The organism is Nisaea sediminum, from assembly GCF_014904705.1.
In the GTDB taxonomy this organism is placed as follows: domain Bacteria; phylum Pseudomonadota; class Alphaproteobacteria; order Thalassobaculales; family Thalassobaculaceae; genus Nisaea; species Nisaea sediminum.
Genome location: NZ_JACZCQ010000008.1, coordinates 125334 through 136673, shown reverse-complemented (window position 1 = coordinate 136673; position 11340 = coordinate 125334). Strand labels below are relative to the sequence as shown.

8 protein-coding genes are annotated in these 11340 nt (G+C 63.8%); 4 read left to right on the top strand and 4 right to left on the bottom strand.

The genetic code is table 11. The features are described from left to right. Window positions 1-92 precede the first annotated feature (92 nt). Both IG122_RS17970 and IG122_RS17965 read right to left on the bottom strand, forming a co-directional pair. Window positions 93-1064: a Bug family tripartite tricarboxylate transporter substrate binding protein gene (locus IG122_RS17970; RefSeq protein WP_193186893.1), complete on the bottom strand. Its 972-nt coding sequence runs from the start codon at window positions 1062-1064 to the stop codon at window positions 93-95. Between the two features lie 214 nt (window positions 1065-1278). After that, the gene (locus tag IG122_RS17965) at window positions 1279-2289 is read right to left on the bottom strand and encodes a Bug family tripartite tricarboxylate transporter substrate binding protein (protein ID WP_193186890.1); all 1011 of its coding nucleotides are present in this window, start codon (window positions 2287-2289) and stop codon (window positions 1279-1281) included. Between the two features lie 150 nt (window positions 2290-2439). Here IG122_RS17965 and IG122_RS17960 point away from each other — a divergent pair, with 150 nt between their 5' ends. Continuing rightward, window positions 2440-3255: an aspartate dehydrogenase gene (locus IG122_RS17960; RefSeq protein ID WP_193186887.1), complete on the top strand. Its 816-nt coding sequence runs from the start codon at window positions 2440-2442 to the stop codon at window positions 3253-3255. 19 nt (window positions 3256-3274) lie between these two features. On the opposite strand, the gene IG122_RS17955 is transcribed toward IG122_RS17960, so the two are convergent. Continuing rightward, window positions 3275-5770, bottom strand: a complete 2496-nt coding sequence (locus IG122_RS17955) for a DUF1217 domain-containing protein (RefSeq protein ID WP_193186884.1) — start codon at window positions 5768-5770, stop codon at window positions 3275-3277. A gap of 212 nt (window positions 5771-5982) precedes the next feature. Here IG122_RS17955 and IG122_RS17950 point away from each other — a divergent pair, with 212 nt between their 5' ends. After that, window positions 5983-7764 carry a gamma-glutamyltransferase family protein gene (locus tag IG122_RS17950; RefSeq protein WP_193186881.1) on the top strand — a complete coding sequence of 594 codons (1782 nt, stop codon included), beginning with the start codon at window positions 5983-5985 and terminating at the stop codon, window positions 7762-7764. Here the strand turns inward: IG122_RS17950 and IG122_RS17945 are convergent. Further along, entirely contained in the window at window positions 7746-9482 is a 1737-nt protein-coding gene (locus tag IG122_RS17945; protein WP_193186878.1) for an FAD-dependent oxidoreductase, read from the bottom strand. The two genes, IG122_RS17950 and IG122_RS17945, sit on opposite strands and share 19 nt — an antisense overlap. 169 nt (window positions 9483-9651) lie before the next feature. On the opposite strand from IG122_RS17945, the gene IG122_RS17940 reads away from it, so the two are divergent. Further along, entirely contained in the window at window positions 9652-10497 is an 846-nt protein-coding gene (locus IG122_RS17940; RefSeq protein ID WP_193186875.1) for an IclR family transcriptional regulator, read from the top strand. Next, window positions 10494-11303, top strand: coding sequence for a sugar phosphate isomerase/epimerase family protein (locus IG122_RS17935; protein ID WP_193186872.1), 810 nt, complete (start codon window positions 10494-10496; stop codon window positions 11301-11303). The genes IG122_RS17940 and IG122_RS17935 overlap by 4 nt, the downstream gene beginning before the upstream one ends. Window positions 11304-11340 lie beyond the last annotated feature (37 nt).

Below are 11340 nucleotides of genomic sequence, written 5' to 3'. Positions count from 1 at the left end.
CCCGGCCCCCCCGCCTCCCCCCCACCCCCCTCCGGGAGAAATAAAACCGCGGGCCCCAAAGGCGGGGACCCCCCGCCCGCAAGGCTGTTTAATCAGCTGCCTTTGTAAAGTCCAACCTCGATCGCGATCCGCTTCCAGGCAGCGAAGGTCTTCTCGAAGTAGTCCGTGTATTCTTTCGGGCCAAGATAATTGACCGAAGTGCCCTTGGCGGTCATCGCCTCGACCACTTTCGGATCCTGCGCGGCCTTCTCGAAGATCGCGGCATAGTGATCGATCACGTCCTGACTCGCACCCTTCGGCAGAACGATACCTCGGTCCGTCCCGTAGATCAGGTCGTAGCCCTGTTCCTGCAGGGTCATGACGTCCGGGATTTCCGGATTGCGTGCCGGCGTGGTGATGCCGAGCGCCTTCAGCTCGTTGGTCTGGATGTATTTCTTGGCGGCGGCGAGGTTGATTTCGCCGATTTCGATATTCTTCGCCAGCAGCGCGGTCATGCGCTCGCGGGTGCCGTCATAGGAGACATGCTTGAACTTCACGCCCGCCGCGTCTTCGAGCAGCAGGAAGATGAAGTGGCTGGTGGAACCGAGCGTACCGCCGGCAACGACCGTGCCCGGAGCCTTCTTCGCAGCTGCGACCAGTTCCTTGACGTTGTTGTAGGGAACGTCCGGGTTGGCGCCGATGATGGCCGGGGTCCGGGTTAGCAAGGCAACCGGCTCGAAGGCATCCCAGGTGAAGTCGACACGACCGTTGAAGAAGCTGGTCAGCGCGCTCTGGTGGATGGCGAACAGGGTGCAGCCGTCCGGCTTGGAACCACGTGCTTCCTTGGCGCCCTTGTTGCCGCCCTGACCGCCGATATTGACGACCTGGATCTGCGGCTTCGCACCGGCCGCATTGGCCGATTCAACGAACTGGCGGAAAATCACGTCGGTACCGCCGCCGGCGCCCCACGGAACGATCAGCTTGGCGGTGCGGCAAGGCAGATCGGCGGCCTCGGCACCCGGCGCCCCGGCAAGGGCGACAGACGCGGTCGCAAGGGCCGCGAAAAGGGCTGTCTTGATCTTCATTTCTTGTCTCCCAGAAGTCACACCGGCCGGAAGCCGGCACTCAGGATGTCGCGGACGCACCACCGGCGCACCCGATCAGAGCCAGTAACCCTATGAATACGAACCGGGGTGTCAACCTCTAGCCGCCACCGGACTATTTTTCCGCTCTCTATGCCCATATAGAAAAAACAAGAACTTATGCTGATTTCGCCTGCAGGTTGTCGTAGCGATGACTTCAGCTTTTCTGTCCGAGACGGCCTCTATTGTCCTGACGCTGAAGCATTTCTTTCCAGTCGGCGGCCAGATTTTCCAGATAACGGGAAAATCCGTCCGCCGCGATCAGGCGCGCCTCTGTTCCATAGTCCTCGTGCAGGTTCGCGAGGACTCCGCGGGTCTCCATGACCTTCTGCAAGATTGCGACATGTGCTGCGACGATCTCCGCCGGAAGCCCCTCCGGTCCAAAAATTCCGTGATCCACGTCCAGCGTCAGTTCCCGAGCCTCCGTCCCCAAAGTGGGAATGTCGGGAAGCCGCCCGGAGGGAGCCGGACCGGTCACAGCCAGCACGTGAAGCTCCTTGTCCTTCATCTTCGCCCTTGCCGCCTTCAGCGAAACGAACCCCAGCGTACCGGGCGGACCGTTCAGGATTTCGCGATAGCGCGCGATGCCGCTCGGGAAACTCCGGATTCGGAAACGAACGCCGAGCGCCTCCTCCATCTGCAGGAAGAGCATCTTTTCGAGCGCGTCGTCCACCAGTGCGAAGGTCATCGATTCCGGTTTGGCGCGCAGATCGGAAACGATTTTGCCAAGGCGCGGCGGCTCGGGCTCCTCGCCCTTGGGCGCCGGCTTCGCGGGACCGCCCGACGACAGGGCAAGTGCCATCGGGGTTTGTGTCAGAAGCGCGATGGGAGTCAATCCGCGCCAGGCGCGCATGTCGCCGTTCAGGATTTCGAATGCCACCCGGATCTGCGTGTCCACCAGAAGGGTACAGCCGTTGGGCGCCGCAGCCTCGATCAGGCCCTGCGCGATCGCCCGTGGCCGGTTGCGCACGCGATAGGTACTTCCTCCCTGCGCACTCGCGGCATCGGCGACCGCACGTGCAACGAGGTCGCTGGCCGAACCTACGGCTGCCGGAACAATGAGAGATACGGTGACGCAGGAGAGGTCCTGAGCGCGTACGGCGCCGGGCCGCACGGACAGAGCGACAGCCGCAAGAATCAGAGGCAATAAGAATCTGAACTGTCGCATTCTGCTCCCACCCGCGTCGCGGAGACTATACATCGCACCCGACCGCCGTCCAGCAACACGCGGAGCCAAGCATGTTTTGACGGCAGCGAAATCTGGGCTACAGAAGGCATCGAGTTCTGGCAATCACAGCGGTCACGGGATATCGGATCAATGGGTAGGAAGCTTAAAGTTGGCATTGGCGGTCTTGGAGCCATCGGTCTCACCCTGGCGCGCGCCGTGACCGACGGAACCCTGCCCGACCTCGAACTCGGAGCCGTTTCTGCCCGGGACGCTGACAAGGCGCGCAAGAATCTCTCGGCAATCGGCGCCGACGCCCCTGTCGTCCCGCTGGAGAGCCTGGCCGAGCATTGCGACATCGTCGTCGAATGCGCCCCCGCCGCGGTTTTCGAGACCGTCGCCCGGTCCGCGATCGAGGCCGGACGGATTTTCGTGCCGGTCAGCATCGGCGCCCTGCTGAACCATATGGACCTCGTCGGGCGGGCGAAGGAAACCGGCGCCCGCCTGGTCTTGCCGACCGGCGCGCTGATCGGCCTGGATGCGGTGCGGGCTGCGGCCGAGGGCGAAATCGCTTCCGTCACGCTCGAGACCCGCAAGCCGCCGCGCGGTCTCGCCGGCGCCCCCTATCTGGTCGAGAACGATATTTCCGTCGAGCATCTGAATACGGCGAAGAAGGTGTTCGAAGGCAATGCGCGAGAAGCGGCCAAGGGTTTCCCGGCGAACGTCAATGTGGCAGCCGCCCTCAGCCTCGCCGGCATCGGTCCCGACCGGACAACGGTTCAAATCTGGGCCGATCCGGAGGTGACCCGGAACACGCACACGATCCGCGTCGAGGCCGACAGCGCCCGTTTCACCATGACGATCGAGAACATTCCGACGGAGGAGAACCCGAAGACCGGGAAGATCACGGCACTCAGTGTCATCGCGACCCTGCGCCGCCTCACGGCACCGCTGACCGCCGGAACCTGAGCGGAGAAGCCTCCCCTCCTCAGCTGGTCAGGTTGAGGAGGCCGCCGCCGCCACTGATCCCCTGGAACAGGCTGACCAGGTTCGGATTGGTCACGCCTCCAGACGAGATGTCGCCGCCGATCGCCTGCAGATCCACCTTGACCAGATACTGCTCGATGAACTTGATCGCGTAGTTCGTATTCTCGAGCGGCTTCAGGAAGCTCAGATTTTCCGCCGAACCGCTCGTGCCCGTGAGCGCGGTCTTCTTTTCGTCGAGGATCGATTGCTGAATATTCAGCGTGTACTGCTCGGCCTTGATCCGGCTCAGGGCCGAGCCGACCGAGAACAGCGCGTCGTTCAGCAGATCTCCGCGAGAGGCTGCCGTCGCGCCCGTCACGGCGAGGTACTGAAGCGAACTGAGAGAGCTATCGAAATTGTCCTTGAACCCGCTCTGCGCATCGACTGTGATCACCGTCCCCAGCGTGCCGAGCGTCACCTTCAGGTCGCTTGCGAGTTCTCCCAGCAGGTTGTCGCCGCTGGCGCCGGCGCTCTCGATAATCTTGTCGAGATCGCCGCGGATCTGGCGGATCTCGGAATCGATCGAGCCCAGAGGATCTGCCGTGTTGGCCGCGAAGTCGAAGATCTTCCGGTCCGTCACCAGATTGTTCTTCACGTCCGACAGGGCGTCCGTGATCGTCGTATCGATATCCCCGAGGATACTGTTCGCATTCGCCGCGGAAAGCGTGGACGGCAGGCCGGACAGGATATCCGTGTCTAGGGTCCCGCCGCGGGCGTCGATGCTCTTGCCCGACGTCGCGTCGGCTTGATAGGTGAAGGTTCCGCCCGTCAGCAAATTGTCGAACGTGAAGGTATTGGTTCCGTCGGACGCCGACCCCGCATCGTTGATGAGCGAGGTCAGTTCTTCCAGCTTGGCGCCGTATTTGGTGTTCAGTGCGGTGATATCCGCGCCGTCCTGCTGCGCCTCGAATGCGAGTGTGCGGATATCCGACAGCGCCGTCGCAACTTTCGAGAGGCGCGTAAGAGCATCGTCGACGGCGGAAATGCCCTGCGACAGTTCCTGCGAGTTCAGCGTGTAGCCGAAATTCACGCCGTTGACGCTGCCATTGAAGCTCGAATTATTGACTCCGTTTACGATTTCGGCGGTCTTGAACTCCTGCTCGGCGTCATCGAAATCGGTCTTTGCCGCCGCGAGGCTGGAAGACAGGGAACCAAGCGTCACCGCCTGGAAAGCCGTGTTCGCATCATCGAGGCTCGTCAGGAACGAACCCAGATCATAGGACGAGGTGACAACAGCGGTGCCGTCGGATTTGATCACCGTCGTGATCTTGGCACTGCCAAGCGCATCGATCCCGCTGCCGCCGTCGCCGGACGGAACGAAAAGATTCTCCGTCGTCCCGGAGGTGCTGTCGACGTAATTGGCGCTCTTGATGAACCCGTCCGCGGCCGTGATCTCTCCGACCAACGTCGCAAACTCATTCTTCAGGCTGTCGAGATCTTCCTGGGTCTCTACACTCGCCGCCTCTGCAAAAATCTTCTTGAGACGCTCGACGTTCGGGTCGGTTTCCGCCAGAGCCCGCTCACCGGCGGCAATCAGGCCGCGCTGACGGATCAGTTCCGGGATTGCCGCTTCCTGAACCGGAATCTCGCTTGCGAGAACGCCGGCCGGGTTGGTGACATTGTCGAAATCCTGAAGCCGGACGCGGAGATCTTCCAGCTGATCCTGCAAACTGCCAAGTTCGGTAGTTGCGTTCGTCGTCGCCGCAAGCCCCTTCTTCAGGGCGGCAAGATCGTCGTTCACCAAGTCGACCCTGGTCTTGGTGACATTCTCCTCGTCCCGGTCGAGATTGTTGAGCCGGTCGAAATCGAGCTTGGCGTCGAGCAGGGCCTCCTGCCTCAGTACGGACTGGTTGGCGATCTGCGGCGGCAGACCAAGCGCCGTCGTGACAATGCCGCGCAATGCGATATCGCCGAGGATTTCGACCGACGAGTCGATCTGGTTGATTTTGCGCAGAAAATATACCGCTTCGCGGGCCGCGGGGTTCTCGTTCCCAAGTGAGATCTCGAACGCGTTGGTCAGGAACTTGTCGATGACCTTGGTCTGGATTTCGTCACTCTTGAACTTCGAGACACCCTCGTTCGCGACATTGAAGAATTTCGCGAGCTCGCCATAGCGCGGATCCGCCAGCCGGTTGGCGTAGGAGTTCGGGTCGTCCTTGTCGCTGTTGAAGATCGCCTTCAGTTTGCCCGGATTGCCGATCTCCGATTCCAGGCCGAATGCGGTCAGCACGAATTCGAGGGTCTTGCGGTCCTTCAGGAGGTCGTCAAGCTTGGTGATCTTGTTGGCCGAAGCCTGGAACTTGGTGATGCTTTTCTGAACGTCGGCGCGATTGTAGAATTCCGTGCGCGCGGCAACGGGATCCTTCTTGTATTTCGCAAATGCCGCTACCGCCGACGTCGGGTACGACGAGGAAGCGCTGCCGCCAAGAATGGCCAATGCGACCGATGCGTTCGACATGATGTCCTCTGCTTCTGCAGCCGGAACTCCGGCCCGGTTCTAACCACATGAATCGCATGCAGGAAACGGACCACCCCTTCTGAGGCACCTAATTTGTAGCATTTCGGACGTTAAAATTCAATTTAAGAAATGTTGTGCGCCAGGGAATTGCGAACCTCCGGTTTGCGGTCTTATAGTCGCCTCTCCTCGACACCCCCGTCTCAGGAAAAAAGATGTTTACGACCAGACCGGAAATTCGCGGCACCTTCGGTGTCGTCGCCTCGACCCATTGGCTGGCCTCCTCGGCCGGCATGGCCATTCTTGAGCGCGGCGGAAACGCGTTCGATGCGGCCGTCGCCGCCGGCTTCGTGCTGCAGATCGTCGAGCCGCACCTGAACGGCCCGGGCGGCGACCTGCCACTCATCATGCACAGCGCCAGGGAAAACCGGACGCGGGTGATCTGCGGTCAGGGCCCGGCGCCGCAGAACGCCACCATCCCGGCGATCCGCGATCTCGGTCTCGATCTTATCCCCGGCAGCGGCCTGCTCGCCGCCGTGACGCCCGGCGCGTTCGACGCCTGGATGCTGATGCTGCGCGACCACGGCACCATGAGCCTCGGCCAGGTGCTGGAATATGCCATCGGCTACGCGCGCAACGGCTATCCCGTCGTTCCGAAGATCACCGACACGGTGAACACGGTACGCGATCTCTTCCTGAACGAGTGGAAGAGTTCCGCGGCGATCTACCTGAAGGACGGCGAGGCCCCGGTTCCGGGCGGTATGTTCTCCAACCCGAAGCTGGCGGACACCTACGAGCGCATCGTGCGCGAGGCGGAAACCGGCGGTGGAAGCCGCGAGGCGCAGATCGAGCGCGCCCGGGACATCTGGTACAAAGGTTGGATCGCCGAGAGCATCGACCGCTTCTGCCGGGACGAATACATGGACGCCACCGGGCGGCGTCACAAGGGCCTGCTGACCGGCGACGATCTCTCCGGCTGGTCCGCGACCTACGAGGATCCGCTTTCCTACGATTACGGCCGTTACACTGTGATGAAGCCCGGCGCCTGGAGCCAGGGACCTGTGTTGCTTCAGCAGCTCTCCCTGCTGAAGGCCATGGGCCTTGCCGACATGGATCCGACCGGCCCGGACTTCGTCCATGCCGTGACCGAGACGGCAAAACTTTCCTATGCCGACCGCGAGGCCTATTACGGCGACCCGAATTTCGTCGACGTCCCGATGGAGACGCTGCTGAGCGACGCCTATGCCGAAAGCCGCCGGGCGCTGGTCGGCAAGGAGGCCTCCGACGCCTTCTTCGCCGGCACCATCGAGGGCTACAGCAACAACATCGCCTTCACTCTGCAGCCGCATGCGGCCGACATTTCCGGCGCCGGTCTCGGCGTCGGCGAGCCGACCGTCGGCAAGATGGGCGAGGCCAAGGGCGACACCGTCCATATCGACATCATCGACAAGGACGGCAACATGGTCTCGGCGACGCCGAGCGGCGGCTGGCTGCAGAGCTCGCCGATCATTCCGGAACTCGGTTTCTGCCTTGGCAACCGGGCGCAGATGTTCTGGCTCGAGGAAGGCTCGCCCTCCACGCTGGCGCCGGGCAAGCGTCCGCGGACCACGCTCTCGCCCTGCTTCGCTCTGCGCGACGGCGAGGCCTACATGCCGTTCGGCACGCCGGGCGGAGACCAGCAGGACCAGTGGTCGCTGCTGCTCTTCCTGCACCATGCCGAGCACGGCATGAACCTGCAGGAGGCGATCGACTGCCCGGCCTTCCACAACGAGCACTTCCCGAGCTCCTTCTGGCCGCGTGGCCGGACCGAGAAGCGGCTGGTGGTCGAGGGCAGGTTCCCGGAAGAAACGGTCAAGGAACTGCGCCGCCGCGGCCACGATGTCGAGGTCGGAGAGAACTGGTCGGAAGGCCGCCTCACCGCCGCTGCCAAGGACGGCGACATGCTGCGCGCCGCCGCCAATCCGCGCGGCATGCAGGGCTACGCCGTCGGCCGCTGATCCGGATTTCCGAGCGCGCGGGCGGCGGCATGCCGCCCCGCGACATAGGCGAAGGCGATCGCCGGGCCGAGATTGATTCCCGGCGCCGGATAGACCCCGCCCATCACCGAATGCATGTCGTTGCCGCAGGCATAGAGCCCGGTGATCGGCTGCCCTTCCTTGTCGACGAGACGGGCCTCCATATCGGTGAGCAGCCCGACGGCCGACCCGATGTCTCCCGGCCAGAGACGGATCGCGTAGAAGGGCGGCGTGCGGATCGGACCGAGGGTCGGGTTCGGGCCGTGCGACGGATCCCCGTTGGCCCTCTCGTACACCGTCGAGCCCCTGCGGAACTCCAGATCGACGCCGTTTTTGGCAAAATCGTTCATCCGCGCAACCGTGCCGGCGAGACCTTGGGCATCGATCTCCAGCTTCGCCGCCAGCCCGGCCAGACATTCCGCCCGGACGAGATAGCCGTCAGCGAGAAACGGCCCCAAGCCGCGGCCTCCCGGCCGGACCATGCCGAGGCCATATTTCCGGAGCCCCTCGGAGTCGGTGATCTCGTAAGCGGGGATGGTGAGTCCGTCCTTGTTGGCCGCGTACATCGCCGCGACGAACTCGTGGTAGGACCTGCTCTCGTTCACGAAGCGCCGACCGTCGCGACCGACCGACAGAATTCCCGGCTTGGACCGGTCGAGCACGAAATGCGGAAATACCGCCATGCTGCCGTCCTTGCGTCTGCGGCGGGAGACCGGTGCCCAGAACACCGGCTGGTCGCCGGCCTCTCCGTAGCGCGCACCGAGCCTGAGCGCGATATCGTGCAAGGCCCCCGTATTGCCCGGCGCTGCCGGGCTGAATTCGGGAAGCGGTGACGGCAGCATCTCCGCCCGACGCTCCGGATGACGGGCGGACCCGCCGGAGGCGAGGATCACGCCGCCGCGCGCGCCGAGATCCCGTTTGCGTCCGTCACTTTCCACCGAGACGCTGACTCCATCCGGCGTGGCCGAGATGTCGGTCACTTCGGTTTCGGTCATCAGATCGACGCCGAGATCGAGCAGCGCTTTCAGCAACCGGCCCGTCAGTGCGTTACCCATCACGAGACGCGCGCCGCGCCCGAAGCGCAGCCGGTCCACGGCATAACCGGCGACAAGTCGCAAACCGTGCGCGAGCGATTTCAGCGACGAGGTCATCTTCAGCAGATGGCCTATATCGTCCCGGTCGACCATCATGCCTCCGAGCACGGTGAATTCCGGGATCGGAGGCCTTATCAGATAGAAAGCATTTCCAAGGCTGGCGCCGTCGAACGGCAGCGCCTCGAGTGCCCGGCCGCCGAAGACAGAGCCCTCCAGCTCATAGAGATAATCCGGGTGGAACGGGCGGGCGCGGAAGCGCATATCGGTCCGCTCCTCAAGGCAGCGGATCGCTTCGGGTCCCGCACGAAGAAAGGCATCGCGCATCGCCTTCGGAGCCCGGTTACCGACCGCGGCGTCCAGAAAGGCCGCGGCCCGCTCCGGACTGTCCTCCGCTCCGGCGATGGCTGCATGCCGGGTGTTCGGTATCCAGACCGTTCCCGCCGACAGAGCCGATGTACCGCCGACATATTCGGACCGTTCGACGAGCAGGGTCCGTGCGCCCTCGAGCGCGGCAAAAACCGCCGCCGCCATTCCGGCCGCTCCAGCTCCGAGCACGATGACGTCCCACTCGCTTTTCTCCGGCCGGGCACTTTCGGGACTGCTCATAAGTCGGATTCCTGTCGTCGGGATCGAAGGGACAAACGGGTGGCACACCCGCTCGAAATTCAAAATTAGAATCTCTTTCCACTTTTTGCCATGACCGATGTACGCTCTTCGTCCCGGAGACAGGAATGCTCTTCCGGGACCGCCCGGAGGCTCTCGAAAGGAAATCGCGGTGAGCAGCGCCCTCGAACGCGGATTGCGCATTCTCGAGCTAATGGTCGAGCATCCTGCGGGTCTCCCCGTCAGCCGGATGGCCGCGCTGCTCGGCATGCCGGTTTCCGGCGTGCACCGGCAGCTGCGCGAACTGGCGCGGCTGGGCTATGTCAGGCAGCCCCGGGATCAGGGCGATTATCTGCTGAGCGTGAAACTCTCCGCCCTCGGTCTCAGCTTTCTCGGCCGCGCCGGCGTGACCGACATCGCGCAGCCGATCCTCGACCGGCTCGCGGCGGCGAGCGGCGAGCTGATCCGGCTCTCCGTCGTCGACGGCGAGCGGCTGGTCTGGGTCGCCGTTGCGCAGGGCGCCACCACGGGCCTGCGCTACGATCCGGGACGCGAGCAGGGCGTGGTCGTCCACCTCGCCAGCACCGCCGGCGGACAGGCCTGGCTCGCCGGGATGAGCGACGCGGACGCCCTCGAACTGGTCTCACGTCAGGGCCTCCGACCGACCGAGTTCGAACCGGGCCCCGGCGCCCCGGCAACCCTCCCCGCGTTGCTGGCCGTCCTGGCCGAGGCGCGCGCCAAGGGCTACGCGCTGACCGTCAACAGCTACATGATCGGCATGGCCGCGATGGCGGTCCCGGTCCGGCACGGCAAGAGCGGCCCCATCGTCGGATGCCTCTCGATCGCCGGACCGACGGTCCGTCTCGATGCGCTGCGTGTCGCCGAACTCGCGCCGAAACTGCGCGAGGCCGCGGAAGAACTTTCGGCGGCAGCGGACGCCTCGCAGTTTTTTGGGCAGCTTCGGAAAAGCGGCGAGACCGGTCACCGGACCGGGCAGAAAGCGGTAGGTTCCCGATGACTCGCGCCTATTCTCTCGGTTACCTGACCTGTAACGGCGCCGATCCCGTCACCTCCGTCAGGATCGCCGCCGATCATGGCTATGACATGATCAGTTTCCGCCTACTGCCCGCGGGCCCCGCCGACCGGCTCTTCCCGCTGCTTCAAGACGATGGGCTCGCGCGCGAGGTCAAGGCGGCGATGCGGGATACCGGCGTAAATCTGGCGGACGCGGAGATGATCCGGCTCGCGCCGACGACCGAGATCGCCAGCTTCACGCCCTTTCTCGACCGGATCTCCGATCTCGGCGCAAAGCATGTTCTCGTCGCGGTTGACGATACGGATCACTCGCGAAGCCAGGACAACTACACCGCGCTCTGCCATCGGCTTGGCGAGTACATGCTCACCGCGGACCTCGAATTCATGCCGTGGACCGGGGTGAAGGATCTGGCGCATGCACGGCGCATGGTCGAGACGGCAAATCACCCCGCCGCCGCCGTTTTGTTCGACACCCTGCATTTCGACCGCTGCGGTGCCTCCCTGGACGAGTTCCGTGATCTGCCGGCGGGGCTCATGAACTATGTTCAGATCTGCGACGGGCCCGTGCCCTACGATCCGTCGGACGAAGAGCTGATCAGGATCGCCCGCACGGCACGGCTGATCCCCGGTGAGGGCGGCATCGATCTTGCCGCCATCGCCGCGCTCGTCCCGAAGGACATGACCGTCAGCGTCGAGGTTCCGAACCATGCCCTGGCGGCGGAAATAGGCGCCTCCGAAGTCGCGCGGCGCGCCCTCGCGGCGACCAAGAAACTGCTCGGCGACCTATGACCGGGCCAAGCAAACAATAAACCAAAGGAGCGAAACG

Bases quoted from the DNA above. Each gene is read 5' to 3' on its own strand.
- IG122_RS17970 (WP_193186893.1), bottom strand. From the start codon at position 1,064: ATGAAGATCAAGACAGCCCTTTTCGCGGCCCTTGCGACCGCGTCTGTC.
- IG122_RS17965 (WP_193186890.1), bottom strand. From the start codon at position 2,289: ATGCGACAGTTCAGATTCTTATTGCCTCTGATTCTTGCGGCTGTCGCT.
- IG122_RS17960 (WP_193186887.1), top strand. From the start codon at position 2,440: ATGGGTAGGAAGCTTAAAGTTGGCATTGGCGGTCTTGGAGCCATCGGT.
- IG122_RS17955 (WP_193186884.1), bottom strand. From the start codon at position 5,770: ATGTCGAACGCATCGGTCGCATTGGCCATTCTTGGCGGCAGCGCTTCC.
- IG122_RS17950 (WP_193186881.1), top strand. From the start codon at position 5,983: ATGTTTACGACCAGACCGGAAATTCGCGGCACCTTCGGTGTCGTCGCC.
- IG122_RS17945 (WP_193186878.1), bottom strand. From the start codon at position 9,482: ATGAGCAGTCCCGAAAGTGCCCGGCCGGAGAAAAGCGAGTGGGACGTC.
- IG122_RS17935 (WP_193186872.1), top strand. From the start codon at position 10,494: ATGACTCGCGCCTATTCTCTCGGTTACCTGACCTGTAACGGCGCCGAT.